Source organism: Telluria sp. RT2P19, assembly GCF_059685725.1.
On sequence record NZ_JCASIL010000007.1, the window covers coordinates 56,431 to 83,015 of the forward strand.

The 26,585-nt window shown below is 66.9% G+C and carries 28 protein-coding genes; 15 read left to right on the top strand and 13 right to left on the bottom strand.

Going from position 1 to position 26,585, the window contains the following annotated elements:
* Positions 1 to 132 precede the first annotated feature (132 nt).
* Positions 133 to 423, top strand: a complete 291-nt coding sequence (locus tag AC56KW_RS10790; protein ID WP_497170732.1) for a hypothetical protein — start codon at positions 133 to 135, stop codon at positions 421 to 423.
* Positions 424 to 446: 23 nt separating this feature from the next.
* On the opposite strand, the gene AC56KW_RS10795 is transcribed toward AC56KW_RS10790, so the two are convergent.
* Positions 447 to 806, bottom strand: a complete 360-nt coding sequence (locus AC56KW_RS10795) for a hypothetical protein (RefSeq protein WP_497170733.1) — start codon at positions 804 to 806, stop codon at positions 447 to 449.
* Between the two features lie 58 nt (positions 807 to 864).
* On the opposite strand from AC56KW_RS10795, the gene AC56KW_RS10800 reads away from it, so the two are divergent.
* On the top strand, positions 865 to 1,089 hold the full coding sequence (locus tag AC56KW_RS10800) for a hypothetical protein (RefSeq protein WP_497170734.1): 225 nt from the start codon (positions 865 to 867) through the stop codon (positions 1,087 to 1,089).
* 242 nt (positions 1,090 to 1,331) lie between these two features.
* Positions 1,332 to 2,429 (top strand): AI-2E family transporter, encoded by a 1,098-nt coding sequence (locus tag AC56KW_RS10805; RefSeq protein ID WP_497170735.1) that lies wholly within the window; start codon positions 1,332 to 1,334, stop codon positions 2,427 to 2,429.
* Here the strand turns inward: AC56KW_RS10805 and AC56KW_RS10810 are convergent.
* From AC56KW_RS10810 to AC56KW_RS10835, 6 genes are all read right to left on the bottom strand, one after another.
* Positions 2,403 to 3,380: a Ppx/GppA phosphatase family protein gene (locus AC56KW_RS10810; protein ID WP_497170736.1), complete on the bottom strand. Its 978-nt coding sequence runs from the start codon at positions 3,378 to 3,380 to the stop codon at positions 2,403 to 2,405. The genes AC56KW_RS10805 and AC56KW_RS10810 overlap by 27 nt on opposite strands.
* 90 nt (positions 3,381 to 3,470) lie before the next feature.
* Complete coding sequence (locus AC56KW_RS10815) at positions 3,471 to 4,655, bottom strand: GGDEF domain-containing protein (protein ID WP_497170737.1); 1,185 nt, start codon at positions 4,653 to 4,655, stop codon at positions 3,471 to 3,473.
* Positions 4,645 to 4,920, bottom strand: a complete 276-nt coding sequence (locus AC56KW_RS10820; RefSeq protein ID WP_497170738.1) for a hypothetical protein — start codon at positions 4,918 to 4,920, stop codon at positions 4,645 to 4,647. The genes AC56KW_RS10815 and AC56KW_RS10820 overlap by 11 nt, the downstream gene beginning before the upstream one ends.
* An 85-nt stretch (positions 4,921 to 5,005) precedes the next feature.
* Entirely contained in the window at positions 5,006 to 5,638 is a 633-nt protein-coding gene (locus AC56KW_RS10825) for an exopolysaccharide biosynthesis protein (RefSeq protein WP_497170739.1), read from the bottom strand.
* 135 nt (positions 5,639 to 5,773) lie between these two features.
* Positions 5,774 to 6,763, bottom strand: coding sequence for a tripartite tricarboxylate transporter substrate binding protein (locus AC56KW_RS10830; RefSeq protein WP_497170907.1), 990 nt, complete (start codon positions 6,761 to 6,763; stop codon positions 5,774 to 5,776).
* 34 nt (positions 6,764 to 6,797) lie between these two features.
* Positions 6,798 to 7,856: a porin gene (locus AC56KW_RS10835; protein WP_497170740.1), complete on the bottom strand. Its 1,059-nt coding sequence runs from the start codon at positions 7,854 to 7,856 to the stop codon at positions 6,798 to 6,800.
* A gap of 156 nt (positions 7,857 to 8,012) precedes the next feature.
* Between AC56KW_RS10835 and AC56KW_RS10840 the strand changes: the two genes are divergently transcribed.
* From AC56KW_RS10840 to AC56KW_RS10870, 7 genes are all read left to right on the top strand, one after another.
* A complete protein-coding gene (locus tag AC56KW_RS10840; RefSeq protein ID WP_497170741.1) occupies positions 8,013 to 8,699 on the top strand; it encodes a response regulator in 687 nt (228 codons plus the stop codon).
* A gap of 4 nt (positions 8,700 to 8,703) precedes the next feature.
* Complete coding sequence (locus tag AC56KW_RS10845; protein WP_497170742.1) at positions 8,704 to 10,155, top strand: sensor histidine kinase; 1,452 nt, start codon at positions 8,704 to 8,706, stop codon at positions 10,153 to 10,155.
* Positions 10,156 to 10,294: 139 nt separating this feature from the next.
* Positions 10,295 to 11,818, top strand: coding sequence for a CitMHS family transporter (locus tag AC56KW_RS10850; protein ID WP_497170743.1), 1,524 nt, complete (start codon positions 10,295 to 10,297; stop codon positions 11,816 to 11,818).
* Positions 11,819 to 11,985: 167 nt separating this feature from the next.
* Positions 11,986 to 14,250 carry a hypothetical protein gene (locus AC56KW_RS10855; RefSeq protein ID WP_497170744.1) on the top strand — a complete coding sequence of 755 codons (2,265 nt, stop codon included), beginning with the start codon at positions 11,986 to 11,988 and terminating at the stop codon, positions 14,248 to 14,250.
* 44 nt (positions 14,251 to 14,294) lie between these two features.
* Complete coding sequence (locus AC56KW_RS10860; RefSeq protein WP_497170745.1) at positions 14,295 to 15,071, top strand: spermine/spermidine synthase domain-containing protein; 777 nt, start codon at positions 14,295 to 14,297, stop codon at positions 15,069 to 15,071.
* A gap of 152 nt (positions 15,072 to 15,223) precedes the next feature.
* Positions 15,224 to 18,055, top strand: a complete 2,832-nt coding sequence (locus AC56KW_RS10865) for a bifunctional diguanylate cyclase/phosphodiesterase (protein WP_497170746.1) — start codon at positions 15,224 to 15,226, stop codon at positions 18,053 to 18,055.
* 124 nt (positions 18,056 to 18,179) lie between these two features.
* The gene (locus AC56KW_RS10870) at positions 18,180 to 18,401 is read left to right on the top strand and encodes a hypothetical protein (RefSeq protein ID WP_497170747.1); all 222 of its coding nucleotides are present in this window, start codon (positions 18,180 to 18,182) and stop codon (positions 18,399 to 18,401) included.
* A 118-nt stretch (positions 18,402 to 18,519) separates the two neighbouring features.
* Here the strand turns inward: AC56KW_RS10870 and AC56KW_RS10875 are convergent, their stop codons facing one another.
* Both AC56KW_RS10875 and AC56KW_RS10880 read right to left on the bottom strand, forming a co-directional pair.
* Complete coding sequence (locus tag AC56KW_RS10875; RefSeq protein WP_497170748.1) at positions 18,520 to 18,891, bottom strand: hypothetical protein; 372 nt, start codon at positions 18,889 to 18,891, stop codon at positions 18,520 to 18,522.
* Between the two features lie 59 nt (positions 18,892 to 18,950).
* The gene (locus AC56KW_RS10880; RefSeq protein WP_497170749.1) at positions 18,951 to 19,091 is read right to left on the bottom strand and encodes a hypothetical protein; all 141 of its coding nucleotides are present in this window, start codon (positions 19,089 to 19,091) and stop codon (positions 18,951 to 18,953) included.
* Positions 19,092 to 19,277: 186 nt separating this feature from the next.
* Here AC56KW_RS10880 and AC56KW_RS10885 point away from each other — a divergent pair, with 186 nt between their 5' ends.
* Positions 19,278 to 19,517: a hypothetical protein gene (locus tag AC56KW_RS10885; RefSeq protein WP_497170750.1), complete on the top strand. Its 240-nt coding sequence runs from the start codon at positions 19,278 to 19,280 to the stop codon at positions 19,515 to 19,517.
* Positions 19,518 to 19,541: 24 nt separating this feature from the next.
* On the opposite strand, the gene AC56KW_RS10890 is transcribed toward AC56KW_RS10885, so the two are convergent.
* Together AC56KW_RS10890 and AC56KW_RS10895 are read right to left on the bottom strand one after the other, a co-directional pair.
* Positions 19,542 to 19,736, bottom strand: a complete 195-nt coding sequence (locus AC56KW_RS10890) for a hypothetical protein (protein WP_497170751.1) — start codon at positions 19,734 to 19,736, stop codon at positions 19,542 to 19,544.
* Positions 19,737 to 19,931: 195 nt separating this feature from the next.
* Positions 19,932 to 20,120, bottom strand: coding sequence for a hypothetical protein (locus AC56KW_RS10895; RefSeq protein WP_497170752.1), 189 nt, complete (start codon positions 20,118 to 20,120; stop codon positions 19,932 to 19,934).
* Between the two features lie 149 nt (positions 20,121 to 20,269).
* On the opposite strand from AC56KW_RS10895, the gene AC56KW_RS10900 reads away from it, so the two are divergent.
* Positions 20,270 to 21,175 (top strand): alpha/beta hydrolase family protein, encoded by a 906-nt coding sequence (locus AC56KW_RS10900; protein ID WP_497170753.1) that lies wholly within the window; start codon positions 20,270 to 20,272, stop codon positions 21,173 to 21,175.
* A 21-nt stretch (positions 21,176 to 21,196) separates the two neighbouring features.
* Entirely contained in the window at positions 21,197 to 22,210 is a 1,014-nt protein-coding gene (locus AC56KW_RS10905; RefSeq protein WP_497170754.1) for a Kelch repeat-containing protein, read from the top strand.
* Here AC56KW_RS10905 and AC56KW_RS10910 read toward each other — a convergent pair.
* Positions 22,207 to 22,509, bottom strand: coding sequence for a 2Fe-2S iron-sulfur cluster-binding protein (locus AC56KW_RS10910; RefSeq protein WP_497170755.1), 303 nt, complete (start codon positions 22,507 to 22,509; stop codon positions 22,207 to 22,209). The genes AC56KW_RS10905 and AC56KW_RS10910 overlap by 4 nt on opposite strands.
* Before the next feature lie 123 nt (positions 22,510 to 22,632).
* On the opposite strand from AC56KW_RS10910, the gene AC56KW_RS10915 reads away from it, so the two are divergent.
* Both AC56KW_RS10915 and AC56KW_RS10920 read left to right on the top strand, forming a co-directional pair.
* Positions 22,633 to 23,673 carry a L,D-transpeptidase family protein gene (locus AC56KW_RS10915; protein ID WP_497170756.1) on the top strand — a complete coding sequence of 347 codons (1,041 nt, stop codon included), beginning with the start codon at positions 22,633 to 22,635 and terminating at the stop codon, positions 23,671 to 23,673.
* A gap of 63 nt (positions 23,674 to 23,736) precedes the next feature.
* The gene (locus tag AC56KW_RS10920) at positions 23,737 to 24,420 is read left to right on the top strand and encodes a M23 family metallopeptidase (RefSeq protein WP_497170757.1); all 684 of its coding nucleotides are present in this window, start codon (positions 23,737 to 23,739) and stop codon (positions 24,418 to 24,420) included.
* Here the strand turns inward: AC56KW_RS10920 and AC56KW_RS10925 are convergent.
* On the bottom strand, positions 24,389 to 26,236 hold the full coding sequence (locus AC56KW_RS10925; protein WP_497170758.1) for a M4 family metallopeptidase: 1,848 nt from the start codon (positions 26,234 to 26,236) through the stop codon (positions 24,389 to 24,391). The two genes, AC56KW_RS10920 and AC56KW_RS10925, sit on opposite strands and share 32 nt — an antisense overlap.
* Positions 26,237 to 26,585 lie beyond the last annotated feature (349 nt).

Here is a 26,585-nt window from a genome sequence, read left to right on the forward strand (position 1 = left end):
CGTGCGCAACATATTCGTAGTAATATCACAACGACCCGCCACGATACGCCATCAAGGAGCGCTTTAAAAACAGGTAGGGCTACCTTCCAGAACAGTCTGTCTTGAATCATGTTTTCATATTGGAGAATCGACATGAGCGTACGACAGAAAAAACAGGAAATGCTCGAAGCGATGCATCGAGCGCGTGCCCAGGAGCCCTCGAGCTTCGTGCCCAACAAATTGCTCGACACCCTGATCGAGCGCCTGCAACTGAAGAACGATGCGGAGCTATGCCGCGTTCTGGAAGTGCAGCCGCCGATCATCAGCAAGATCCGCCATCGTAAATTGAACGTCGGCGCGACCATCCTGCTGCGGATGCACGAGAAATCGAATATCCCGATCCGCGAGCTGAAGGAGTTGACCAGCGCCTCCGCGATCCATTAGCGCCCCATCGGCGCACGGCTGGCTCAATCCTGCGCCGGCGGACGCCCGGTCTTGAGCTGCGGCAGCGCCGCCAGCACGCCCTGCAGGGTGGCCACGTCGAGCTGGCCCAGCAGGGCCACGCCAATACGCAGCAACTCGCTCTTCTTGACGTCGATGCCGGCCCGCAGGCAGGCCTGCTTGACCTCGAGCAGTACCGCGTATTCGTGCTCGGGCATCGTGAAACTGTCGCGCACCAGGACCGGCCGCGCATCCTGCGCGGGCGCGCGCTCCGCCGCCGCCGTGCGCGGCGCGGCCCTGGCCGCGGACCTGGTCGCGGGAGTCGCGGGAGTCGCGGCGCTCTTGCGCGCCGGCGGCTGCGCGAGCGCCCTGGCGGCCGTTTTCACGACCGCCTTCAGCGTCCCCTTCGCGGGCGCCGACTTTGTGGCGGCCCTGGCGCCTGGCTTGGCCGCGCTCTTCGCTGCCGGCTTCGTTGCCAACTTCGCGCCCGGCTTCGCCGCGCGCTTCGGAGTCGGGTCTGCCGCCGGCGTCACGGCGCTCTTCGCAGACGCCTTCGATGCGGCGTTCCTGGCCGAGGGCCGCTGCGCGCGCGATGTGGCTGTTTGTCCGGGCGCGGACGCGCTCTTGCGTGGCATAGTCGCTCCAGTTTTGAAAGGGAAAATAGTATAAACGATTTAGCCCATGCCAGCGCGACGAAGTACATACCGCAAGCGTTTGCTGCCCTCCGTGCCAATCGGTGGCACAATGCTATCTTCATAGAAGCAGGCTTCTGTTTTTTCGAAGTAATCATTCGACAAACTACGCTTTTATGGGAAGGCAAGCTGTTTTATTCTTTCGAGCGGACAACTCTGCTGTAAACTCTGCGCGACGTGGAAAATTTTCGAGGAAAACGTGATTCAACCCGGGCCAGTATGCGCAACAAAGCTCATTTGATTTTGCCGGTGCTGTTCGCCACCGCCCTGGCCTTCCTGTTGCAACACTTCCTCGGCTCGATCGCCTGGGCCGGCCTGCTGGCGGTGATCACCTGGCCGCTGCACCAGCGCCTGCTGCGCCGCGGCTGGGCGCCGCTGGCCAGCGCCAGCTTCATGCTGGCCCTGCTGATCGTCAGCTTCGTCGGGCCGTCGGTGCTGCTGTTCCACACGCTCACCTATGAGCTGGCCAGCCTGCAGCGCATGCTCATCAGCTTCAACCAGACCGGCGTGCCGGTGCCGGGATGGGTGGCCAACCTGCCGCTGGTGGCCGATTCGGCCGTCAAATGGTGGCTCGAGCACCTGGCCGTCCCGGGTGGGCTCAATGCGCTGGTGCGCACCACGGTGGGCGACTTCATGCCGCACCTGACCGATACCGCGCGGGTCTGGGGCTCGACCATCCTGGCCAACGCGCTCTATCTGTTCCTGACCCTGCTGACCCTGTTCGTGCTGTATCTGCACGGCGCCAGCGTGCTGCACTACCTCGACCGCGCCGGCGCACGCCTGCTGCCCGACCAATACGCCAAGCTGCGGCGCGTGCTGCCGCTGTCGGTGCGCGGCACCGCGCTGGGACTGGGATCGATCGCGATCCTGGAGGGCATCGTGCTGGGCGTGGCCTACTGGATCGCCGGCGCCCCGGCCCCGGTGCTGCTGGGCGTGATCACCGGCTACCTGGCCCTGATCCCGGGCGGCGCGCCGCTGTCGTTCACGATGGTGTCGCTGCTGCTGTTTGGCCAGGGCCATTCGGCCGAGGCGCTCGGCCTGTTCACCTGGGGCGCGGTCGAGCTGTTCCTGGTCGATAAATTCATCCGCCCGAAACTGATCGGGCAGCGTGTCAACCTGCCCTTCCTGGCGGTGCTGTTCGGCCTCCTGGGCGGCGTCTCGACGCTGGGCGTGATCGGCCTGTTCGTCGGCCCGCTGATGATGGCGATCCTGTTCGGCTGGCTGCGCGACGAGCCGCCGGGTACGGCGCTGCTGACAGTGCCGCCGCCAGACCAGCCGGCCGCACCGGCGTCAGTCGAGGCCGGGCGGCTGCGTTAGCGAATCCACGAGCGCGGCGGCGCCCAGCGCCGCTGCGCGCTGGTGCAAGTCCCACAGGGCGCCCACGCGCAAGCCGGCCTGCACCGGCGCCAGTTCGACGATGTCGAGTTCTTCCATCAGGCCGATCAGGACCGCCAGTCCGCCCGGCAGGTGCGAGACGCGCTCGGCCGCCGGATGGGCCAGGCGCACGCGCGCCACGTGGCCGCTTTCGAGAAAATCGCGGCGCAGGCGTTCGAGGCAGGCGCGGCTCAGCATTTCTTTCTCGCCGTACGACTGCGCGATCTCGGCCAGCGCGCGCACCGTGCCGCAAGCGCCATACGCCTGCTGCCAGCGCTGCGCGCCCAGCCTGGCCTCGGCGAAGCGGCTGCGGCTCGAGCGCACCGCGGCGTCGAACGCGGCGGCGTCGAGGTGGCCGTCGGCAAAAAAAGTCAGGCTCTGGCGCACCGCGCCGACCGCGAACGATTCGATACGCCGGATCGTGGCGCCCTCGCCCAGCGCCAGTTCGGTCGAGCCGCTGCCGATATCCACCACCAGGCGCGGCGCATCGTCGTGCGCGCCGAGGGTGGCCGCCACGCCCAGGTAGACCAGGCGCCCGGCTTCGTCGCCGGCGATGATCTCGATCGGCCGGCCGAGCGCCTTGCCGGCGGCAGGCAGGAACAACGAGGCATTACGCGCCATGCGCAGGGCCGAGGTGGCGACCACGCGCACCGCCTGCGGACGCCAGGCGTCGAGCGCGCTGCGGAAAGCCTCCAGGCATCCCAGCGCGCGGCGCATCGCGCACGCACACAGCATGCCGTCCTCGTCGAGGGTAGCGGCCAGCCGTACCGGCTCGGCCAGGGTGGCGACCAGGCGCAGGACGCCGTCCTCGAAACGCCCGACGTGCAGGCGAAAACTGTCGGAACCTAATTCGACAGCGGCGTAGATGGGTGAATCGATTTGAGAATCGTGCATGGCATGTCCATCGGAACAGACCGCAGGATAAGCCTTGCCCATGACAGGCGCGTGACGCTGCAAGTCCAGCCATCCGCTATGGGAGAGCGGTCACACTTCGGCCACCGCTTCGGTGGCTTGCGCCACCCGGTTACGTCCCTGCTGCTTCGCCTGCCGCAGGGCCTCGTCGGCGCGCTGGAACAGGGTCGTGGTGCTGTCTTCGGGGCGGATGGTGGTGACACCGAAGCTGGCGGTCAGCTTGATCATCGCGCGCTCGCTCTTGACCGGCGAAGCCTCGAGCGCCGCGCGGATGCGTTCGGCCACCAGCGAGGCCTCGTCCAGGTTCGTACGCGGCAGCACGATCGCGAACTCGACCCCGACCACGCGTCCCAGCTGGTCGCTGTCGCGTAGCTGGCGCCGGCACAGCTCGACCATCTGGCGCAGCACGACGTCGCCGGCCGGGTGGCCGTAGCTGTCGTTGACGCGCTTGAAGCCATCCGGGTCGAACACCACCAGCGCGGTCGGCATCCCCGGACGCCGGGCCAGCGCCATCCATGGCGCCAGCAACTGGAAAAAGCCGCGCCGGTTCGGCGCATCGGTCAGCGGATCGACGATTTCAGCGCGCTCGAGCGCCTGCTGCAGGCTTTCGCGGCTCAGCAGCAGCACGCCGAAGGCGTTGCCGAGCATGAGCAGGTACAGCGCGCCGCTGGACAACTGGCCCAGCAACTCGCTGGTCAGCCAGCCCCAGCCACCCGGCAGCAGCAGCACCGACAGGCCGCGCGAGGCCACTACCAGGGCCAGCGCCATGCTGGCCAGCGCCAGGAAGCGCTGCAGCAGGCTGGCGTCAGCCCAGCGCCAGGCCAGCGCCAGCGCGCCAGAGAAATAGAAGCCGCCCAGCAGCAGCGACGCCGCCACGACGCGCAAGCCTTCGGCGTCGATCAGGTAGCACAGGAAGAAAGCCAGGATCGCGACGCCGGCGACGATCATGGTCGGCGTGCGCCAGGCAGGCCGGCGCGCCGCTTCCCACGCCGCGCCGCCTTCGACCGCCACGCCGGCGAACAGCAAGGCGTAGCCCAACGGCACCGCGATCGGGACCGGCACCACGCCGGCATCGCCCAGGGCCAGCAGCAGCCAGGCGCCGCCCTGGATCTGTTTCGACAGGCTCCACGGCACCAGCGCGGGCGAACGGTGCGGTCCGTGTTCGAAGAAGGTCAGCAGCGCGCACAGGGTCAGGTTGCCCAATGCCAGTACCAGGACCATGGTCGACGCATCCAGTATCATTGTGTCAGTACTCATGTTCGACGTTCAGGGTGCCGTCGCCGACCTTGCTGGCCCAGGCGCGGGTGAAATAATCGCGCTCCTCGGCGATGGGCGGTTCGTGCCAGAACACGATCAGGGTGCCTTTGTGATCGTGCAACTGCGTCACTTTGTCGACGACGCCGCCATTTTCCGCCGCGTCCGCCAGCGCCATCGCGTAACCGTAGACGCGCTGCAGCCGCTCGAGCCGGTCCGGCTCGGCCACGGCATTGGTCGCGGTCATGGTGGGATGGTCCAGGAACATGGGCTCTCCGTCGAAGAGACCAGCTTATCAGAAGAAGATGCTTTACAACAAGCCAACTCTTCCCCTTCGACGTTGCTCTATAACATCAACCGGCGAAGCGGTTGAACACCTCGCGCACGGCCAGGCCGCCGCCGCCGATCAGCACGGCGAAGTACAGGATGGTGACGATATTGCTGATATGGCCAAGCAGGATGCACAGGCCGTCGCGCTGCAGCAGGCCGATGGCCAGGAACAGGATGGCCACGGCCGGGAAGGTATTGCTGAACGGGATCAGGCCGAACGGCATCATCAAGAGTACGGCGCCCAGGATCAGGGCCGCGTTGTTGAGGAAGGCCACCAGGCCGGTCGCCACCAGCCACTGGATGCGGTTCGGACGGCTGATGCGCTCCAGCTTCTTGAGCCAGGACAGCGCCTTGCGCAGCAGCGGACGCAGCTTGCGGGTACCGATCACGCGGTGCGACAGCCTGGAGGGGATCCACAGGTCGCGCCCGAACAGGCGGCTGACGCTGATCAACAGGATGGCGGCGCCGAACACCGTGCTCACGCCGGGAATCGAGATCGGGATCAGGAACACCAGCGTGAGCAAGGTCACCAGGATCAGCAGACCGTCGTTGCCGACGCGATGGATCAATTCGCTGAGCGTGATGCCGGTGCGCGGCATGTCGCGCACCAGCGCGCGCAGGCGCTGGGATACTGGTTCACTATCAAGGGTGTTCATGTCGTCCTGTTATCGTTAATCGCGAAGTATGTCGTTGATGAGCGAACGATGCCTGGGCTGCGCCAGCCATCGGTGCGACAGTATAACGGGACGTTGGGCAATAGGCACTGCCGGGCTGGCGCCCTTCCCGCAATATCAGCGCTCGCGCATGAGCTTGAACCGCCGCGCCTGGCGGTGGTGGCCGGCGACCGACTGCTTGATATACCGGGTCAGCGCGTCGCCGGTGAGCGAAAACGGATACAGTCCCGCGCGCGCGCGTTGCTCGGCGAATTCCGGACGCGACGCCATATTGGCAAAGGCCTTCACCCAGCGCCGGTAGTCGGCCTCGCGCACATCGGGTCCCATCCAGACGCCGCGGATCACGGGCCAGACCACGTCATAGCCCTGCTCGCGGGCGGTCTTCACGTGGGCCAGGGCGCCCGGCAGGCGCTGTTCGGACAGCACCGCCAGCACCCTCACCCTGCCGTCGCCCGTGTACAGCAAGGCTTCGGAGGTGTCGCCCGACACCGCCTGCACGTGATTTTCCTGCATCGCGATGAACTGCTCGCCGCCGCCCTCGAGCGCGACGAAACGCATCTTGCGCGGATCGATCGCGGCCATCTGCGCCAGCAGCGCCATCTTGATCCAGTCCTGGCTGCCGACGGTGCCGGACATGCCGATCAGAACTTTTCTGGGATCGCGCTTCAGGGCGTTCAATAAGTCGTCCAGCGTGTGCCAGGGCGAATCGGCGCGCACCGCGATCATGCCATAGTCGGCGCCGAAGGCCGCGACCCAGCGCACGTCGTCGACGTCGGCATTGCCGAATTTGCCGAGGGCCAGGTTGAGCACCGACCCGCCGGAAAAAGTGACCAGGGTGTTCGCTTCGGCGCGGCGCTGCGACACCACGGTGTGCCAGGCCACCGCGCCCACGCCCCCCGGCAGGTAGCTCAGCTGCAACTCGGGAGCGCCGGGCTGGCCGTGCAAGGCTTCCTGCGCCAGCTTGCAGGTCAGGTCCATGCCGCCGCCTGGCTTGGACGGGATCAGGCATTCGGGCGCGCGCGGCTGGGCCGCGGCCGGCGTCGACGCCAGGGCCGCCGCCATGCCGAGGGTCGCCAGGAAGGTTCGCACGCAGCTCATGGTGTGCATCATAGCGCCACGCCAGGGTTGGCGCAGGCGCCGCTCAGAAACGGTGCTGCATGCCGGCCGTGATGCCGGTCTGGGTCGTGCCGAACCCGGGGGCGTCGCGCGACAGGCCGACCAGCTGGCCGTGGTCGGCTTTCGCATGGGCGAGCGACAGGTAGACGTCGGTGCGCCTGGACAGCGCCAGCATGGCGCGCACGACGAACATCGTCGGATCGGCGTCCTCCACCAGCGGCAGGTCCTGCGTGTCGACGTGGTAGACGGCGCCGGTGAGCGTCACGCTGTCGATCGTACGCGTGACGCCGCCCCAGACCGTATTGGCGCGCAGGTCGGCACCGTCCCTGGCCGCGTCGAGCCGGTAGCCGCGCATGCCGGCCGTGTAGCGCCATTTGCCGGTCCGATAGTCGGCCCCCAGGTGCCAGACGTCGGTCTCGTCGCGCGCCGGCACACCCGCGACGGCGTTGCCGTTGATCCGTTCATAGGCCGCCATCAGGCCCAGGCCGTCGCCGAACCACGCGCCGCCGATGGCCAGCTTGCGGCCCTCGGCCAGGCTGCCCGAGCGCTCGCCCAGGCCGACCGTCGCGCCATAGGTGAAGCCGCCGCTCTTACCGGTGTACTTGACGAGATTGTCGAACTGGGTGGTCATGCCGTATTTCGACGGCCCGGTGGCGCTGGCGCCGGTGGCCCAGGAGTAATGGGGGGCAAAGCCCAGCGGATCGAACTTGATCACTAGCTCATAGGTGGTGGTAAACGAGCGGCCGATGACCAGGCGCCCCAGCGCGCCGTCCAGGCCGACCCAGGCCTGGCGCTTGAACACGGCGCCGTCGCTGGCGCCGGTATCCATCAGGATGCCGCCTTCGAGCTGCCAGACGGCTTTCAGGCCGCCGCCCAGGTCGTCGCTGCCGCGAAAGCCCCAGCGCGAGGTGTTCTTGCCGCCCGAGATCACGCGGACCATATTGCCGTCGTTCTCGCCGGCGTGGTTCACATATTCGACGCCGGCGTCGATCAGGCCGTAGACCTGGACGTTGCTCTGGGCGAAGGCGGAATGGTTCAGGGAAAGCGCTGCCAGGACGGCAAGCGCGAGGGCCGACTGCTTCATGGTGTCTCCAAAATCCTGTTATGGTGGTGCTGCTTATCGGCCCGACTATATGCGCGGCAACCTTTCAGTTCGCTTTCACCGCCCTCGCCCACGATTGTGGGAAACCCGTAGCCCATGGCCTTTCCGCCGCCCGGCCTTTGCGCTTACACTGGCGCGATGAGAATCCTGCTAGTTGAAGATCATGTCGAGCTGTCGCACTGGGTATCGAAAGCCCTGCGCGACGCCCATCTCACCGTCGAATGCGCCGCCACCGGCGCCGATGCCGACGCCCTGCTGCACACGCAGGATTACGCGCTGGTGATTCTGGACCTGACCCTGCCCCGCATGGATGGCCTGGACGTGCTGCGCCGCCTGCGCGCCCGTGGCGGCGCGCGCGGCGGCACGCCGGTGCTGATCCTGACCGCGCGCGGCGGCCTCGAAGACAAGGTGCAGGGCCTGAACCTGGGCGCCGACGACTATCTCGCCAAGCCGTTCGAACTGGCCGAACTCGAAGCGCGCGTGAAAGCCCTGCTGCGTCGGCGCAGCGGCAACGAGGCGCTGGTGCACCGCTGCGGCCGGCTCGCCTTCGACACGGTCTCGCGCATGTTTTCCTATTGCGGCGAGCCGCTGGCGCTGACGCCGCGCGAGCACGCGGTGCTCGAGGCGCTGATCGCCAGGCCGGGCCGCGCGCTGTCGAAGGAGAAGCTGTTCCAGGAAGTGTTCGCGCTCGACGACGACGTGAACCTCGACGCCATCGAGCTTTATATCCACCGCATCCGCAAGAAGCTCGAACGCCCCGGCGGCGACGCCGCCATCGTCACGCTGCGCGGCATCGGCTACCTGATGCAAGAAAAGCCGGCCTGAAGCCATGGCCGCGCGCCTGCCATTGCTGCGCCGCCTCGCGGCCAAGCCGCTGGGCAGCCTGCGCCAGCAGTTGCTGCGCTGGCTGATCCTGCCGCTGGTGGCGCTGGTCGCGCTCAACGCCGTGTCGCTGTACCGCGACGCGCTGGAAGCCGCCGACGTGGCCTATGACCGCTCGCTGCTGTCGTCCACGCGCGCGCTGGCCGAACGGGTGACGGTAAAGGACGGCAAGGTGGTGGCCGACGTGCCCTACGTGGCGCTGGACAGCTTCGAGACCGACACCCTGGGCCGCATCTACTACAAGGTCACCGGCCTGGATGGCGAAACCGTCAGCGGCTACGACGACCTGCCGCCGGTGCCGGCCAACGTGCCGCGCAGCGACCTGTATCCGGCCCTGGTGCGCTTCTACCACGCCACCTATAGCGGCGAGCCGGTGCGCATCGCGGCCCTGCTGCAGCCGGTGTACGACGATTCGATGCGCGGCATTGCCCTGATCCAGGTCGGCGAGACGCTCGACGCCAGGAATGCCCTGTCGCGCGACATCCTGCTCAATACCCTGTGGCGCCAGGCCCTGCTGGTGCTGGCGGTGGCGGCGCTGGTGTGGTTCGCCGTGCGCCTGGTGCTGCGGCCCCTGATGCGCCTGAAGAGCGAGGTCGAGACGCGGCCGCTGTCCGACCTGTCGACCATCGACCAGGCCCTGGTGCACAAGGAAGTGCGGCCGCTGGTCGCGGCGATGAACGGCACCATGGCGCGCATGCAGGACCTGGTCGCCAGTCAGCGCCGCTTCATCGCCGACGCCTCGCACCAGCTGCGCACCCCGCTCGCGGTGCTCAAGACCCAGGCCGCGCTGGCCCTGCGCGAAAACGACCCGGCGTCGATGCGCGCCATCGTGGCCTCGATCGCCGGCACCACCGATTCCGCCATCCACCTGGCCAACCGCCTGCTGGTGCTGGCGCGGATCGAGCATGGCGGCGGCGGCGAACAGGCGCGGCCGGTCTGCCTGGGGGCCGTGGCGCGCCAGGTCGGGCTCGAACTGGCCGTGCCGGCGGTCCAGAAGGACATCGACCTGGCGCTCGAAGCCGAGGACGGCGCCGGCACGCGCGTCATGGGCCAGGAACTGCTGCTGCACGAACTGGTGTCGAACCTGGTCGACAACGCGATCCGCTACACGCCTGCAGGCGGCAGCGTGCTGCTGCGGGTCGGGCGGCGCGCACGGCGCGTGGTGCTGGAAGTCAGCGACAGCGGTCCCGGCATCCCGGAAGGCGAATACGACAAGGTGTTGATGCCCTTCTACCGCGCCCAGGCGACGCTGGAAGCCAATCCCGGCGGCACCGGCCTGGGCCTGGCGATCGTGCGCGATATCGCGACCCTGCATGGCGCCACCCTGGCGCTGGGGCGGGCGGATGCCGGCGGCGTGAAAATCGAGGTGATGTTCGACGGGTTGCGCGCTGAAAGCTGATTGAAAGCTGGCGCGGCCTATAGTTGGCGAAAACGGGGCACTGCCCTTACCACGACAACGATCGGAGACATCATGAACAAGCCTGCCTTCGCCCGCGCCGTCCCGGCTGCGCCATTCCTCCTCCATCGCGGAGCCTGACATGCTGACCATCCTCGCCTATTCGATGGTCGTCGTCTTCATGTTCCTGATCATGACCAAGCGCCTGCCAGCGCTGGTCGCGCTGATCGTCGTGCCGATCGTCTTCGGGCTGATCGGCGGCTTCGGCGCCGGCCTCGGCCCGATGATGCTGGACGGGATCCGTTCGCTGGCGCCGACCGGCGTGATGCTGATGTTCGCCATCCTGTACTTCGGCATCATGATCGACGCCGGCCTGTTCGACCCGATCGTGCGCATCATCCTGAAGCTGGTGCAGGGCGACCCGATGAAGATCGTGGTCGGCACCGCCGCGCTGGCGATGTTCATCTCGCTCGACGGCGACGGGGCCACCACCTACATGATCACCGTGTCGGCCATGCTGCCGCTGTACATGCGGCTGGGGATGAGCCGCCTGGTGATGGCCTGCGTGATCATGCTGGCCGGCGGCGTGATGAACATCCTGCCGTGGGGCGGCCCGACGGCGCGCGCCGCTACCGCCCTCGGTGTCGACGTGAGCGAGATCTTCGTGCCGATGATCCTGCCGATGGCGGTGACCGGCGTGTGGGTCATGTTCGTCGCCTGGGTGCTGGGCATGCGCGAGCGCAAGCGCCTGGGCACCGTCAGCCTGCCGGACCAGGCCAGGGCGCGCAAGCCGGCGCCGGCGGCGGTGCTGCAGCCCGCCTTTACAGAGCTTGCCGTCGCCGGCGGCATGAACGGCACGACCGGCCAGTGGAACGCCGCCGCTGCGGCACCGCTCGCCGCAACGCGCGAAGGCAATGTGCACGTCTTTTCCGGCGGCCGCGTCGAGGCGCAGGCCGGCGGCCCGGCCCCGCTGCCCGGCGTGGGCGGCTCGGGCGGCGACGAACCGCCTGTCGGCGTGTCCTCGCCCGACACCGCGCGTCCCAAGCTGATCTGGGTGAACTTCCTGCTGACCTTGGCCCTCCTCGTGCTGCTGGTGCTGGGCGCCCTGCCGCTGCCGGTGCTGTTCATGATCTTCTTCGCGATCGCCATCACCGTGAACTACCCGGGCCTGGAAGCGCAGAAGGCGCGCATCGAGGCGCATGCGGCCAATGTGCTGCCGGTGGTTGCGCTGATCTTCGCCGCCGGCATCTTCGTCGGCATCCTGCAGGGCACCAAGATGGTCGATGCCATCGCCCTGAGCGTGATCGCGGCGGTGCCGGAATGGATGGGCCCTTACCTGGCCATCGTCACCGGCCTCTTGAGCATCCCGTTCACCTTCTTCATCTCGAACGACGCCTTCTATTTCGGCGTGGTGCCGGTGCTGGCCAAGGCCGCCGAAGTGTATGGCATCACGGCCGCGGAAATCGGCCGCGCCTCGGTCATCGGCCAGCCGGTCCACTTGCTCAGCCCGCTGGTGGCCTCCACCTACCTGCTGGTCGGCATGTGCAAGGTCGAATTCGGCGACCACCAGCGCTATACGCTGATCTGGTCGATCTCGGCCTCGCTGGTAATGCTGCTGGCCGCGGTCATCTTCGGCGTGGTGCCGCTGATCGGGCAGGGAACCTGAATCGATCCTGATGCTAATGTACAACACAATCGACAAGTTCTCTCTTGGCAAATTAGATTTCCCTTAAGCTAATAGTCTTTGTCATATTGGTCATCGTGAATCATGACGGCCGATGTGTTTGATCGTCGTTCGTCGTCGAATACCGACGGCTCGCCGGAGACTATTGCATGTCGCATTGGATGTTGTCGCTAGTATTGCTGGGCCTGGCCGCTTTACCATTCGCGGTCCTGTGGAAGATCAGGAACTCCGGTCATGACGGTTGGCTTTACCTGCTGGCGTCGATTTCGATCCTGCTGGTCACGGCAGCCTTGCTGATCTGGGCGCCGGATGCATACACCGCATTGGGTGGGACCAGATTCTTCCCGAAGCTGGACGACGACGCTGGCGGCTTTGACACCCAGTCATATAGCGGCTTCCTGCAAGTACTGTTCGGTGTGCCTGTCGCGGTTGCCGGTTCCCTGTACGCGATTTTGCTCGCAAGACAAAGTGAGCGGCAGTCGAACCAGTTCAACCGGTATGAGATCAGGAAGAACTTCCGTGACCGGCTCGACCAGCGCAATGCCGTCGTTGGCCGCTTCGCCAAGGCGCTGCGCGACGTTAACAACACCTCATTCATCATGGTCGCCCAGGTAGAACGGGTCATCGCGGCCCTGCCGAACGACGAAGCCGGTCGAGCGCAAGCCGTGATCGATATCCGCAAAGAGACGGCGCGGATCGAGGAAGACGGCCTTGCGATGTTGCGCACCGCGCTGGATGATTACCGCGATGCGGCAATTGCGGTACGTGAGAACAGTATCACGTTGATCAGAAAGAAAAACTCGCCGCTGGATGCGATAGAAAGCCATTTCTTCAGTCAGGGGCTCGAGCCGAAAGAGTTCGTAAGCTCCCTGTTCCAGCGCGACTACCAGGCAATCGCCGACCGGATGACGATCAGGGCCGTTCGCCTGACCGCGACCGATCTGGTGCGTGCACGTCTTGAACGCATGGCCCAAGGGGTCGTGCGCTGGTCGCATGCCTCGCTCGAGCAGATCGGGACGCTGACCGTCCGCGATTTCGTGTTGTCGGGAAGTGACGTCACGAGCGCGAACGTGAGCGGCATGGCGGACAACCTGGGATTTCGGTTCATCGGTCCGGCGCTGATGCGGGCGGATGGTCGATACGATGCATGGGATAAGTGGTCAGGTGGCAGCTTGCCGTTTCGCGTCGACCTGGGAACCGCGGTGCTGATCGATTCGAGTCTTGCCATCCCCGGCACCAAGGAGTCGCTATCCGATCTCGAAAAGTGGGAGGAGTGGCGCTTTCTCAAGCAGTTCATCGATGACTCGCCGGAAGATCATTTGCTGACCCTGGTACCGGAGTGGACCGACTACTTCCCCAGGGCGTTCTGCACCGAAGTCGAGGAGCTCCAGCAACTCTACTCGTATCCGCTCGATCCGGAATCAGCAGACAGCAAGGAGCGTGCCGCCAAGGCACGCATCGAATACAACGCCCTGTTCTACCATATGCCGCCCGACTGGATGGACGCCGCCTATGACAGCCTGGCAGCGGGCATCGACGGTGACGTATTGCTCACCAAACAGGAACTGGTCGACCACCTGGCCTGCATCGCCATCGGTATCGAATCGACCAAGATGAACCTCGGGCGCCACGCCAGTATCGAAGCGATCCACCGCATCGTCAAATCGATGAACGGCGCGGTCGAACGGCAGTTCGTGAAATTGGGCCCGGCCGGCCACCGCGAGTACCGGCGCTGCCTGCTCGTCAACTGGGCCATGGACGCCGCGCCGGAACAGCGCCGTGAGACGCTTGCACGGTTGAGCGAACTGAGCGCCTTGTCGTCCGATACGGTATTGACCGTCCAGTTGCACCTGGACCTGTTCGACTGCCATGCCGCGTTTGGCGAGCGCGAGCAAGCGCAGCGACACTTCAAGCAGGCCGGCGATCTCATTGCAGGACTCGACCCGGAGGAACGGCGCACGATGCGCTGGTTCGGCGTCTACCAGTATCCGTTCACCAGTCTGGCGCTCGAACCGCAGGCTGTGCTGTTGGGGCTGTGGATCGAGGGCGTACTCATGAAACGTCCGGGTAACTTTACCTTCGGTGGGCAGTTGGTCAGCGAAACGGAAATCGGGATGTCGAATGGCTTCCTGCCAGCGATCTGGTCAGTGCTGGCTGCGGGGGGCTTCATTCGGTTGCCGGGAAACGCGCAGCCGACCTTGATCGACTGTCCCGAAGACTGCTTCCTCAACCGCATGGTGAAGCCAGGCCAGGGCGAATGGTCATGGGACCCAGACGCGCTGTCGAAGGAATTGGCGCGCCGCCTGGACCATGCGCAGCGGGGCAATGAATCCATTCTCATGGATCAGATCTACGACGAATTCGCTGCCTTGCGATCCGATCGGCTCAGGGTCGAGGCCTGGCAGAACGCCTGACCGCGGCGTGCGCGCCGGGCGCGCCGCTCGCCTATACTTGTTCCATGCCCGCGCCCCTCGACCGCCCCGCCTCCCTCGACGATCACCCGCCCCTGGTACGCACCGCGGGCGGCCGCCTGACGCTCGAATTCACCCCGGGCGACATCCAGAGCGAGATGCTGCTCGCGCGCCCCGACGCGCTGGCGCTTGAGTACACCCGCGCCATGATGTGCTTCGCCCTGTTCGTGCCCGATCCGCGCCACATCGTGATGGTCGGCCTGGGCGGCGGTTCGCTGGCCAAGTTCTGCCACCGCCATTTCCCGCGCGCGCGCATCACGGTGCTCGAGATCCGCGCCGACGTCATCGCCCTGCGCGACGCGTTCCGCCTGCCCCCCGACGACGCCCGCCTGCGCGTGCTGCAGTGCGACGCCGCCGACTACCTCGCGTGCACGCCCGACCGCTGCGACGTGCTGCTGGTGGACGGCTTCGACAGCCGGGGCCTGCCCTCCGCCCTGTCGAGCAGCGCCTTCTATGCCGCCTGCCGCCGCGCCCTGCATCCGGGTGGCGTCCTGGTGGCGAATATCTTCACCTACGATCCCCAGTATGCGAGCGCGCTGCAGCGCGTGCGCGCCGCCTTCGATGGCCGCCTGGCATGGTTCGCCCGCATCGCCGGCAACAACCGCATCCTGTTCGCACTGCGGCCCACCGTGCCACCGGCGGTACCCGGCCGGGGCGAGCGCCGGCTCCTGCGCATGGCGCGCACGGGGGGCGTCGGCCTGGGCTGGAGCAACCGCCTGCTGGCGCGCCTGCTGGTCGCCTGGCTCGCATGGCGTCACCCCTGAGCGCGTACTCGCTGTGGATGAAAAGACGCGCATGCCACGATTCGTTTGCGGGACTTACCGGTTTATGACACACTTGCGCCGATTAATGCCTGCTGGCAAGCACAATTGTCACGACTTCCGATCGCCTGCTTAACTTCCTGGAACATGAACCGATGCCGCGCCGCCCGCTTCGCTCCCTGACTCTTGCGGCGGCCCTGACCTTCGGGGGCGGCCTGGCCGCCTCGTTCGGCCTGTTCCTGGGCGTCAGCCATCTCGAATACGACAATATGGCGCTGGCCTTCGCCCAGCGCGCCGACGAGCGGGTGGCGGCGGTGCGCCAGGGCATGGACCGGGCGGTCGAAGTGCTGGCGGTGACCAACCAGCTGTTCTCGAAAGGCGAACCGGTCAGCCGCGAACGGTTCGCCGACTTCACCTCGCTCCTGCTCGAACGGCACCGCTTCATCCAGGCCTTCCATTTCCACCGGATGGTGCCGGGACCGGAGCGCGCGGCGGCCGAGGCCGATCTCCAGCGCGTGCGGCCGGGCGCCGTCATTACCGAGAAGTCGCCGAACGGGCTGGTGCCGGCGCCCCAGCGCAGCCGCTACCACATGATCGACTATGTCGAGCCGATGGCCGGCAACGAAGGCGCCCTCGGCCTGAACCTGGGCCTGGACGTCTCCGTCATGAGCGCGCTCGAGCGCGCGCGCAGCAGCGGCCAGCCGGCCGCGACCACCCTGTTCCAGCTGGTCCGGACCAACACGGCGGCCTTCGACCTGGTCATGCCCGTGCTCGACAAGCGCGGCGCGCTGCGCGGCAATACCGCGGTCGTCATCCGCGGCAAGGAACTGGTGCGCCAGTCGCTGGACGGGGCCGGCCTGCTGGACCGCGACGGCATCTTTGTGTCGGTCTACGCCGCAGAACACGCCGATCCCGCGGTATTGCTGCTGTCGACCGGCCCGACCTCGCGCGAGACGCGGCCCTCGTTCGTGGGGTGGCTGCGGGCGGACCATGGCGCCCGCTCGATCGTGCTGCAGGCCGGCGGGCGGCCGTGGCGGGTCGACGTCGCCGCCGCGCCGCGTCCTTTCCTGGCCGACCACATGGCTTCGGTGGCGCTGCTGGTAGGCGGCATCCTGGCGACCCTTCTCGGCACCGCCTTCGTGCAGTCGGCCGGGATGCGCGCGCGCAAGGTCCAGCAACTGGTGCGCCAGCGCACCTCGGACCTGCGCCGCAGCAACCGCCGCCTGATCGAGGACATGGCCGCGCGCGTGCGCGCCGAAAAGGCCTTGCTGCAGAGCGAACAGCGCTTCCGCCAGCTGGTCGAGATGTCGTCCGACTGGTATTGGGAACAGGATGAGGCGTTTCGCTTCACGATGATCACCGGCGGCTTCACCGAAAAGTCCGGGGTCGCGGTGCAGGGCCTGGTCGGCAAGACGCGCTGGGAATACGTGCCGGGCCTGCTCGACAGCGAGAGCGGACGCGAGCACCTGGCCAAGATGCAGGCCCATGAGGCATTCACCAACCTCGAATACCAGATCGTCGACGACAACGGCGACACGCGCTGGTTCTGCGTGAACGGCCAGCCGGTCTTCGATGAAGACGGCGTCCTGCGCGGCTACCGTGGCACCGGCAGCGACATCACCGAGCGCAAGCTGACCGAACAACGGGTGCACCACGTGGCCCAGCACGACGTGCTGACCGGCCTGCCCAACCGCTCGCTGCTCCAGGACCGCCTGGGCCAGGCGATCGCCTACGCCAGTCGCAGCGGCCGTCCGGCGTGGGTGATGCTGATCGACCTCGACCGCTTCAAGTTCGTCAACGACAGCATGGGCCACAAGGCCGGCGACGTACTGCTGGTAACGGTGGCGGCGCGCCTGCGCGCCTCGCTGCGCGACGCCGACACGGTGGCGCGCCTGTCGGGCGACGAATTCGTGGCGATCCTCAATGAGCACGCCGACCAGCCGCTCGATCCCGCCATCGTGCAGCGCGTGATGGATGCGGTGGCGCAGCCGGTCATGCTCGGCAATAAGGAATTCTTCGTCACCTGCTCGATCGGCGTGGCCGTGTACCCGAGCGAAGGCACCTCGAGCGACAACCTGATCGAGCACGCCGACATCGCCATGTATCGCGCCAAGAAACTGGGCCGTAACAACTTCGTGTTCTATACGCCGGCCATGAACGAGGAATCGCTGGAACGGGTGCGCATCGAAAGCGCGCTCAGGAACGCCCTCGACCGCGACGAATTCGTGTTGCACTACCAGCCGCAGGTCGACCTCAAGAGCGGCCAGATCGTGGGCATGGAGGCGCTGATCCGCTGGAACCACCCCGAACTGGGCATGGTGCCGCCGGGCCGCTTCGTCGGCGTGGCGGAGGAAACCGGCCTGATCGTGCAGATCGGGGCCTGGGTGATACGCACCGCCTGCGCCCAGAACAAGGCCTGGCAGGACGCCGGCCTGCCGCGCCTGCGGGTGGCGGTGAACCTGTCGGCGCGCCAGTTCGCCGCCCCCGACCTGCTGCACCGCCTGGAATCGGCCTTGCGTGACACCGGCCTGGATCCGGCCTACCTCGAGATCGAGCTGACCGAGAGCCTGTTCATGAGCGACGTGACGCCCGCGGTGGAGTTGCTGCACCGGATGAAGGCCCTGGGCGTGAACCTGTCCATCGACGACTTCGGCACCGGCTATTCGAGCTTTTCCTACCTGTCGCGCTTCCCCATCGACGTGCTCAAGATCGACCGCTCGTTCGTGGCCGACATCACGCACGACGCCAACGACGCCGCGATCGTCACCTCGATCATCGCGCTGGCGCACAACCTGAAGCTGGCGGTGATCGCCGAGGGCGTGGAAACCCGCGAGCAGCTCGACTACCTGCGCAGCCACGGTTGCGATGAAATCCAGGGCTATTATTTCAGCAGGCCGCTACCGGCCCACGAATTCGAGCAATTGCTGCGCCAGGGACGCGCGTTGCCGGCGCCGGAAGCAAAACCGCTGAAAGCCGCTGCCGCGTGATCGCCGGGGCAACTGGGGCACGAATGGCTTCTCCAACAACAATTTTTGTAGCCATTCCGACATCAGTGGCCGTACAATGTTGCTGCCCATACGCAATTTCCAGCAACCCCCGAGCACGGACACCATGATGATGAATGATACGCCTGAGGTCGCACGCGACGCCGGCACGCCAGCAGCCCGCACGCAGCGCACGGACAGCCGCACACGCGACCTGGTCAACCAGGCCGTGGCGTCGATTCCCACGCTCGGCCTGCAGCGCGCAGCCGAGTTCCTGGCGACGATGAACGTGCCAGCGGAGGTGGCGGTGCGGGCGCTGGTGTATCCGGGCCGCCGGCGCGCCAACTAGCGTCGGCCCGCCGCCTCCACGCAGGCGGGAGCTCGGGGTGCATCGTGGCCGCTTGCAGCAATCATCGCGATGGGGGGCCAGACCTCGCCTTCGCGGGGCGACGGCTAACGCGACTGCATTAACGCGCCTGTTCCTGCCGCTCGATATCGGCCAGCGATTCGCGGCCCTTGTCGCTCAAGGCATGGCCGCCCGCTTCCAGCGGCAGCAGGTGCGACTTGCGGCTCAGGAAGCGCAGCACGTCGTCGTCGATCGGCGCCATCGGGTCTTGCGCCACGGCGCGCAGGCCGATCACGCAGCGGCGCAGGAACAACACCTCTTCTCCCTTTTCGGTGAGCGTCAGCCGCTTGTCGCGGCCGAGGGACATCAGCTTGATGCCGCACAGGCGCTTGGTATTACGCCCGACACAGGCCGTTGCCAGGTTCTGCTTGCCACCGCGGCGCACCAGTTCCAGCGCGTCGTATTCGTCCGTCGTCAGCTTTTCGTTTTTCATTACCACATTCAATTAAGCAAAGGGCGCATGGTACGCGCACCAGCCCACGGCGGCAACTTTCAGCGCAGCGAACGCAGCGCGTACCAGCCGATCCCGGCGCCGGCAACCACCCCGAGCAGCAGCGCCAGCTGGGCGCGGCGCGAGCCCAGCAGCGGGCCGCGGCCCAGGTAAATCTTGTTGTACAAGGTCGAACCCATCATCTCCTCCTGCTTGTTATTGTTACAGGCTCATTATAGAAACCCCACCATTGCCGCCGTGTGACAGCGAGCACGGGCCGCGTCACGGACGACAAAAAAGCAACACTCAGGCCGTCATCCTGCCGCGCGCCGGAACCGCGGGCGGCCTGTTAGGATCGTAAGACATTGACAACTTCAGCGGAGCACAGCATGAATGACCCCACGCCCAATATCGATCCCAAGAACAAGGGCCGCACGATGTACGACGAAGCGGACATCGGTAGCGGTGAACGTTCTCCGGCGCAGCACGAAACCGATGAGATGATCCGCAGCATCCCTTCCCTGCCACCGACCGGGCAATCCGACGAGGGGCAGCAACAGGGAGGCAACGATGACACCAAGGGCGGCGGCGAACCGCCCGCCAACCGCCAGGGAACGCCCGGCGTCTGACCAGGACCCGTCCTGGCCGGGTTCCTAGTGTGCCCGGATCGGCGGTTCGGGCAAGCGTGGTTCCTCGACCGGGGCGTTGACCGGGTCGGGGACGTCGTCCGGCACCGGCGGCGGTGATGGCGGCGCCGTCGGTTCGCCCGGGAACTCCGGATCGGGCGTGGAATGGAAGTGCTGGCCGGCGCGCGCGCGCCAGCTTGCATACGACTGGATGTCACTCATATTGGCCTCTCAGGTTGGACGCGCGCCATCGAACCCCTGACGCGCATGGACATGGAAGGCAACACCGTTGCCTGTTGTTGCCTGCTGCTTCGGCCGACAGGCACCTGTTGCTGCGGCGGACAGACACCTGCCGCACCGGCGGATCGCGCCGTCGGCGGGGACTACATCCCTGGCTCGCTGTCAACGCGTTGCCGTTCAGCGCCGCGCCTTTTGCTTGGCGCCGCCGCCGGCGCCTTCGCCGGTGCCCGCCTTGATGCGCGACTTGGCGTTGTGGCTGCTCTTGTCCGCCTTGCCCGCGCGCTGCTTGGCCTGGTCTTCCTCGGACAGGTTGCCCGGCGCGCCCGACTGCTTGTTCTGGCTACCACTCGATTTCGAATTGCTCATGATTTCACCTCGCGATCTATTGGATGACGTCGACGCCAGCCTAGCATGCTTCGCGCCGCCGGGATTTTCAATTGGGCGCCCCGTGCCGATGGTCCTGCGGCGTTGCAACTCGGCTATAGTGGCGGTTTCACGATGCTTGCCACCTGTCCATGCGCCTATCCAGACTGCTTCCTGCGTTGTTGCTCGGCGCGCTCCTGAACGCCGCCGCCGCCCCCATGAAACTCGACGACTACCTGGCCCTGAGCGGCCCCGCCCCCACCGCCAAGCTCGCCTATGGCCCCGCGCCCTCGCAGTATGCCGAGCTGTTCGTGCCGCAGGGCGCCGGGCCGTTCCCGGTGGCGATCCTGGTGCATGGCGGCTGCTGGACCAGCAGGTTCGGCGGCATCACGCAGTTCCGCAATATGGCCGGCGCGCTCACAGCGCGCGGCATCGCGGTATGGAATGTGGAATACCGGCGCGTGGACGAGGACGGCGGCGGCTATCCCGGCATGTATCTCGACATGCATGCGGCGCTCGACCTGCTCGCAGCCAATGCGTCCGCCCACGAGCTCGACCTGGAGCGGGTCGTCGCGGTGGGCCACTCGGCCGGCGGCCAACTGGTGCAGTGGATCGCGGGCCGGTCACGCATTCCCGCCACCAGCCCCTTGTTCCGCGCCGCTGGCCTGAAGGTCGACCGCATCGTCAGCCTGGGCGGACTGGCCGACTTGCGCCATGAGGCGGCGCTGATCAAGGCCAGCTGCGACCGCGATATCGCGCAACTGGCGGGCGCGCCGAGCGCCGGACGGCCGGACGTGCTGGCCGACACCAATGCCGCCGACCTGATGCCCAACGGCAGCCGTACCTGGCTGGTGACGGGCGAACACGATACGATCTCGCCGCCGCGCGTGGCCCACGATTATGCGGCGCGCGCCAGGGCGGCCGGCGACGCGGCCGAGGTCGTGATCCTGCCCCAGGCGAGCCACTACGACGAAGTGGCGGCGACCTCGCCCGCCTGGCCGCAGGTACTGCGCGTGATCGAACAGGCGCTCGGGCTTCCCGCCCGCGCCGCCCAATAAGCAATCGAAGGAGTGTGTATCGTGAAACCGATCGTGCCGGCGCTGCTGGCGATGAGCCTGTTCGCCACTTCCGGCGCCGTCCTGGCGCAATCCTGGTCGCGCGTTGCCGACGCCTCGCTGGCGCGCCAGGAAATCTATCCCGCCGTGCTGGAGGGCAAGGTCTACGTGGCGGGCGGGATCCTGAGCACGGCGCCGGGCTTCACCGACCTGTTCGAAGCCTACGACGCGAACGCCGACCGCTGGACGCGACTGGCCCCGCTGCCCGCAGCACGCCACCACATCGCCCTGGCCGCGGCCGCCGGCAAGATCTTCGGCATCGGCGGATTTTCCGGCGCGATTCCCGACTGGCGTGCGCACGCCTCGGTGTTCGTGTATGACCCCAAAGCCGACCGCTGGTCGAACGGTCCCGCGCTGCCCCAGCCGCGCGCCGAAGGCGTGGTCGCGTCAAGCGGCGACAGGATCTTCTTCATCGGCGGCCGCGTCCCGGCCAGCGCAACAGCAAAGCACATCAGCGAGCACGTCGATACCAGCCGGGCCGAGGTCCTGGATGTGCGTTCGGGCCTTTGGTCCCGCATCGCCGACGCCCCCAGCGCCCGCAATAGCGCGGCCGGCGCCGTCATCGGCAACAAGATCTACGTGGTCGGTGGCCGCCAGATGGTCAGGCAGGACGATGGCCGCTCGCGTCCGGTCAATGTAGCGGCCCTGGAAGTGTATGACCCGGCCACCGACCGCTGGGAGACCCGGGCGCCGATGCCACTGGCCCAGGGCGGCCTGGCGGCGGCGGCCCATGACGGCAAGCTGGTCGTGTTCGGCGGTGAACAGTTCGTCCCCCAAGCCAGGGTGTTCGCCGAGTCCTGGATCTACGATCCCGCGAGCGACCGCTGGTCGGCGTTGCCGGCCATGCCGACGCCGCGCCATGGGCACGGCGCCGCCGTCGTCGGCGACCGCGTCTATCTGATGGGCGGTGGAGAGCAGGTCGGGGTGGCGGCAAGCAGCGTGCACGAAGCGCTCGCACTCCCGGCGCTGAGGCGCTAGTCGCATCGCGGGCGCCGCGCCAACGGCGCCATGACCACCAGATCGCTGCGCGCCAGCGCGACGCACGGCAGGATATACCCTTCCCGTTTTTCGTCGAACGACAGGCCCGGCCATTCGATGGTGTAGGCCACCGTGCCTTGTTGCAGGCGGCAGATGCAGGTGCGGCAGGTGCCGTTGCGGCAGGAGTTCGGCGCATTCATCCCGGCCGCCTCCAGCGCCTGCAGCAAGGTCGCATCGTCCGGAACGGGAAAGCTGGCGCCGAGGGGAAGCAGGGTGACGGTATGGTGGGTGGTCGGCATGGTGCAGCGATTGTAGCGCCAGGCGAAATAAACCGGACCGGATTGAAGAGTTCGTTCACGCACAGACCCCATTGATTTGCGTCATTACGCTAAGGTTTCCAGATGCAAATTGCAGGAGACCACATGAAAAAAGCCACCGCACTGACCCTGATCGCCGCCCTTGGAGGCGCCATTCCTCTCGCTTTTGCGCAACAGCCAGTCGGCCAGCAACCTCCTGTCCAGCAAGCGCTGCAGCAGGCCCCCGCTCAACATGCTCCGGCAGGAACGTCGGTGCACGCCGCGCCCGGCGCGGTGCAAGACCCCGGCATCGCCGAACAAGCCGAATTCGAACGCCTGCTGCGGGCCCAGGTACTGCTCGAACGCCAGTACCTGTCGCCGGGCGAAATCGACGGCGCCTATGGCTCGAACATGCGCCAGGCCCTGAATACCTTCCAGACCCAGCGCAAGCTCCCGGTCACCGGCAAGCTCGACGAAGCCACCTGGAACGCCCTGAACACCGACACCAGCCCGACCCTGGCCGAATACACGATCGCCGAGGAAGACGTGGCCGGCCCCTTCCAGCCGATTCCCGCCACGATGATGGGCAAGGCAAAACTGCCCGCGCTCGGCTACGCCGATGCGCTCGAGGGCCTGGGCGAGAAGTTCCACGCCAGCCCGGCGCTGCTGCAGCGACTGAATCCCGGCAAATCGCTGTCGCGCGCCGGTGAAACGATCATGGTGCCGCACGTGAGCGGCAAGGAGCCGCTGGCGCCGGCCGCCAGGGTCGTGGTGCGCGATTCGACCAAGACCATGCAGCTCTTCGACGCGGGCGGCCAGTTGCTGGCGCAGTATCCGGTCTCGACCGGCAGCAGCCGCGATCCACTGCCGATCGGTAACTGGAAGATCAATGGCGTGCACGCCAACCCGGTCTACAACTACAACCCGAAGCTGTTCTGGGACGCCAAGCCAGGCGACAGCAAGACGCAGATCAAGCCAGGCCCGAACAATCCGGTCGGCGTGATGTGGATCGATCTGTCCAAGCCCCACTACGGCATCCACGGCACGCCGGTGCCCGGCCACGTCGGCAAGACCGAGTCGCATGGCTGCATCCGCCTGACCAACTGGAGCGCCGCCGAAGTGGGGGCCGTGGTCGGCGAAGGCACCGATGTCGAACTCGTCAAGTGATCGGCAATTAACCAGGACAAGGGGCGCGGCAGGCGCCCGACGGAGGATGCGATGAAATGGCTGATGACCTTGATCGTAGGCGCGCTGTTGGGCGCCGGGGTGTTGTTCGTGCTGCTGAGCGAGCGGCCGTCGTCGCCAGCGCCGGAGGCCGTCGCCACTGCCCCGCCCGACGCCAATCCCGGCGGCGTGCCGGCCGCGCAGATCGAAGGCCAATTGCCGCCGGCGCCGGTCGTCGAGCCGAACCTGGCGGAGGCTGACCTGCCGCTGCGCCCCGACCTGGCGGCAGGCGCCACGCCCGCCGCCCCCGCCACCGTCCCCGGCAAACTGCTGGTGCCGGTCCAGGGCATCCAGTCGGCCGAACTGACCGACACCTTCTACCAGCCGCGCGGCGAACAGCGCCAGCACGAGGCGCTCGACATCATGGCGCCGACCGGCACGCCGGTGGTGGCGGCGGCCGACGGCAAGGTGGTCAAGCTGTTCCAGAGCAAACCGGGCGGCCTGACGGTCTACCAGTTCGATCCGAGCGAGCAGTACGCCTATTACTACGCCCACCTCGACCGCTATGCCGACCATATCAAGGAGGGCATGGACGTCAAGCGCGGCGATGTCGTCGGCTATGTCGGGGTGACCGGCAACGCCGACCCCAACGCGCCGCACCTGCACTTCGCCGTCGTCGCGCTGACGCCAGAGAAGCAGTGGTGGAAAGGCACGCCGCTCAATCCGTTTCCACTAATGTCCGACCAGTAGTCTCCACCGGCGGCCGGACGGCCGGCTCGTCGACGTCCAGCCCCACGTTGATCGCGGCGTAGGCGCGCTGCACCGCAGTCGCCTCGCGTCCGCCGGCGCCATACAACTCCTGCGCGGCCTCGATCATCTTGGCGCGCGCATCGAGGTAGTTGGTGGACGATGTGAATTTGGTCGTACTGGCGCGAAACCAGATGCGAAACGCCTTGTCGATCCCGATGCCCGTCATCGCCAGCGGCTGCTTCACCAGGTAGCGGCTCCATGCGTCGTTCCCGTTGTCCGCATGCGAGCCCTTCGCCAGGAAGTGGAACATGCGGTTGTTCGGGCCGCTGCTGTAATGGACATCCAGGCGGCGCAGGCCGGTACTCCACGCGTCGTGGCTATTGCCGTCCTTGCTCGGCTTGATCATCCATCGCAGCGGCGTGCCGGTGCGGCTGATTTCGCTGCCCAGCATCCAGTCGTTGCCGCTCTCGGGGATGGTGTCTCCCCTGCCGCCGCCGCGCGCATACGCTTCGACCACCTCGCCGGCGATGTCCGAACTCGATTCGTTCAGGCCGCCCGGCTCGCCCGAATACACCAGGTTCGACGTCGCCGCCGTAATGCCGTGGCCCATTTCGTGGCCGACCACGTCGATCGATCCCAGGTTGGTGAAGAAGGTGCCGTCGCCGATGAACATGCAGCGGCAGGTGTCGCTGTAATAGGCGTTGTCGTAGCCGCGGTTGACGTGGACCGCGATGTGGGTGGCCGTGTCCTGGCCGTCCAGCGCCAGCCAGCCCAGCACGTTCTTGTGCATGTCATACGTGTTCTTCAGGCCCCACATGGCGTTGACGGCGGCGGTCTGGCCGTTCGCGCCGGTCGTGCTGGCGCCCTCGACGAACTGCTTGCCGTCGCCCCAGGTGTTGACCGTGCTGGCATACACCCGGCCGCTGGCCGTGCCGTGGTCGGCGTTGGTGATCGCCATCGCGCCGAACGCGCCGCCCTTGCCGCGCTCGGGGTCGAGCATCTGGTAGACGTTGTCGGCGAACGTCGTGCTCAGGGCGACCTGGCCGTTGTACTGGCTCTTGCCGACGCCCTCGACCGTCTGCAGCATGTTCCAGCGATCGATGATCGCGCCGTCGCGGGCGCTGACGACCACGTCGTAGTACAGCGGCTGCTCGCCGCTGCGCATGCGCAAGCGCACCAGCCAGGCCAGCGCGTAGCGGTCCACCGTTTCGACCAGGTCGACCGCGTTCAGTTCGGCCTCGGGCTTGCCCTCGGCGCCGGGCGCGCGCGCGGTGCGCATGATCGGATAGATCAGCAGTTCGGCGGCCGGCGGAACCACGTCGACCACGCTTCGCGGCATCTCGCGCAGCGCGGCATTGATCGCGGCGCGGCGGCCGGCCGTCGGCTTGACGTCAAAGCCGCCGGGGGCGCCCTGCATGCGGTTGGCGGCGCCGCGGCCCAGGTAGAGGCGGCGCTGCGAGGCGCTTTCGGATACGATCTGGCGCCGCGCGTCGAGCACCACCACGGATTCGGAGCCGAAGATCCGCAAACCCTTGTATAGATGGGCGGCGCGCACCACGTGGGTGCCATCGACGCCCGGGTGCTGGGCCACGACCTTGTAGCCGTGGTCGGCGTCCAGGCCCACCGCGGGGCGGCGGGCCGCCAGCTGGTCGACGACCCGGGCCTGCGTCTTGCTGTCCAGCTTGAGCGGCGCACCCATCATCGGCGCGGCCTGGACGCCGGGTGCGACGACCAGGGCGAAGGGCAGGAACAGGACGGCAGCCGCCAGCATGGCTGCCTCGAGGAAGCATGGCGTTATTCTGGCGCGCGGGTTCATCTCGTCTCCATCCGGTTGGCCGGGCCGGGAGGCGCCGGTCATCGACCATGATGGACGAGCTTGTAAAGCTGGGTTTGCTCAAAAACAAGGACCGCGTTACCGATGGGTTGCCGATGCGTTACCGATGGGTTGCCGATGGGTTGCCGATGGGTTGCCGATGGGTTGCCGATGGGTTGCCGATGGGTTGCCGATGGGTTGCCGATGGGTTGCCGATGGGTTGCCGATGCGTTACCGACGGGTTACCGATGGGTTACCGACGGGTTGGCGATGGGTTACCGACGGGTTGGCGATGGGTTGGCGACGGGTTGCCAATAGCGGCAACCCGGTCACGGAACCGATCAATATGCCG

Excerpts from the sequence above, each read along its gene's own strand:
- AC56KW_RS10790 (WP_497170732.1), top strand. The coding sequence starts at position 133 with ATGAGCGTACGACAGAAAAAACAGGAAATGCTCGAAGCGATGCATCGA.
- AC56KW_RS10805 (WP_497170735.1), top strand. The coding sequence starts at position 1,332 with ATGCGCAACAAAGCTCATTTGATTTTGCCGGTGCTGTTCGCCACCGCC.
- AC56KW_RS10810 (WP_497170736.1), bottom strand. The coding sequence starts at position 3,380 with ATGCACGATTCTCAAATCGATTCACCCATCTACGCCGCTGTCGAATTA.
- AC56KW_RS10815 (WP_497170737.1), bottom strand. The coding sequence starts at position 4,655 with ATGAGTACTGACACAATGATACTGGATGCGTCGACCATGGTCCTGGTA.
- AC56KW_RS10820 (WP_497170738.1), bottom strand. The coding sequence starts at position 4,920 with ATGTTCCTGGACCATCCCACCATGACCGCGACCAATGCCGTGGCCGAG.
- AC56KW_RS10825 (WP_497170739.1), bottom strand. The coding sequence starts at position 5,638 with ATGAACACCCTTGATAGTGAACCAGTATCCCAGCGCCTGCGCGCGCTG.
- AC56KW_RS10830 (WP_497170907.1), bottom strand. The coding sequence starts at position 6,763 with ATGCACACCATGAGCTGCGTGCGAACCTTCCTGGCGACCCTCGGCATG.
- AC56KW_RS10835 (WP_497170740.1), bottom strand. The coding sequence starts at position 7,856 with ATGAAGCAGTCGGCCCTCGCGCTTGCCGTCCTGGCAGCGCTTTCCCTG.
- AC56KW_RS10840 (WP_497170741.1), top strand. The coding sequence starts at position 8,013 with ATGAGAATCCTGCTAGTTGAAGATCATGTCGAGCTGTCGCACTGGGTA.
- AC56KW_RS10845 (WP_497170742.1), top strand. The coding sequence starts at position 8,704 with ATGGCCGCGCGCCTGCCATTGCTGCGCCGCCTCGCGGCCAAGCCGCTG.
- AC56KW_RS10850 (WP_497170743.1), top strand. The coding sequence starts at position 10,295 with ATGCTGACCATCCTCGCCTATTCGATGGTCGTCGTCTTCATGTTCCTG.
- AC56KW_RS10855 (WP_497170744.1), top strand. The coding sequence starts at position 11,986 with ATGTCGCATTGGATGTTGTCGCTAGTATTGCTGGGCCTGGCCGCTTTA.
- AC56KW_RS10860 (WP_497170745.1), top strand. The coding sequence starts at position 14,295 with ATGCCCGCGCCCCTCGACCGCCCCGCCTCCCTCGACGATCACCCGCCC.
- AC56KW_RS10865 (WP_497170746.1), top strand. The coding sequence starts at position 15,224 with ATGCCGCGCCGCCCGCTTCGCTCCCTGACTCTTGCGGCGGCCCTGACC.
- AC56KW_RS10870 (WP_497170747.1), top strand. The coding sequence starts at position 18,180 with ATGATGATGAATGATACGCCTGAGGTCGCACGCGACGCCGGCACGCCA.
- AC56KW_RS10875 (WP_497170748.1), bottom strand. The coding sequence starts at position 18,891 with ATGAAAAACGAAAAGCTGACGACGGACGAATACGACGCGCTGGAACTG.
- AC56KW_RS10880 (WP_497170749.1), bottom strand. The coding sequence starts at position 19,091 with ATGATGGGTTCGACCTTGTACAACAAGATTTACCTGGGCCGCGGCCCG.
- AC56KW_RS10885 (WP_497170750.1), top strand. The coding sequence starts at position 19,278 with ATGAATGACCCCACGCCCAATATCGATCCCAAGAACAAGGGCCGCACG.
- AC56KW_RS10890 (WP_497170751.1), bottom strand. The coding sequence starts at position 19,736 with ATGAGTGACATCCAGTCGTATGCAAGCTGGCGCGCGCGCGCCGGCCAG.
- AC56KW_RS10895 (WP_497170752.1), bottom strand. The coding sequence starts at position 20,120 with ATGAGCAATTCGAAATCGAGTGGTAGCCAGAACAAGCAGTCGGGCGCG.
- AC56KW_RS10900 (WP_497170753.1), top strand. The coding sequence starts at position 20,270 with ATGCGCCTATCCAGACTGCTTCCTGCGTTGTTGCTCGGCGCGCTCCTG.
- AC56KW_RS10910 (WP_497170755.1), bottom strand. The coding sequence starts at position 22,509 with ATGCCGACCACCCACCATACCGTCACCCTGCTTCCCCTCGGCGCCAGC.
- AC56KW_RS10915 (WP_497170756.1), top strand. The coding sequence starts at position 22,633 with ATGAAAAAAGCCACCGCACTGACCCTGATCGCCGCCCTTGGAGGCGCC.
- AC56KW_RS10920 (WP_497170757.1), top strand. The coding sequence starts at position 23,737 with ATGACCTTGATCGTAGGCGCGCTGTTGGGCGCCGGGGTGTTGTTCGTG.
- AC56KW_RS10925 (WP_497170758.1), bottom strand. The coding sequence starts at position 26,236 with ATGAACCCGCGCGCCAGAATAACGCCATGCTTCCTCGAGGCAGCCATG.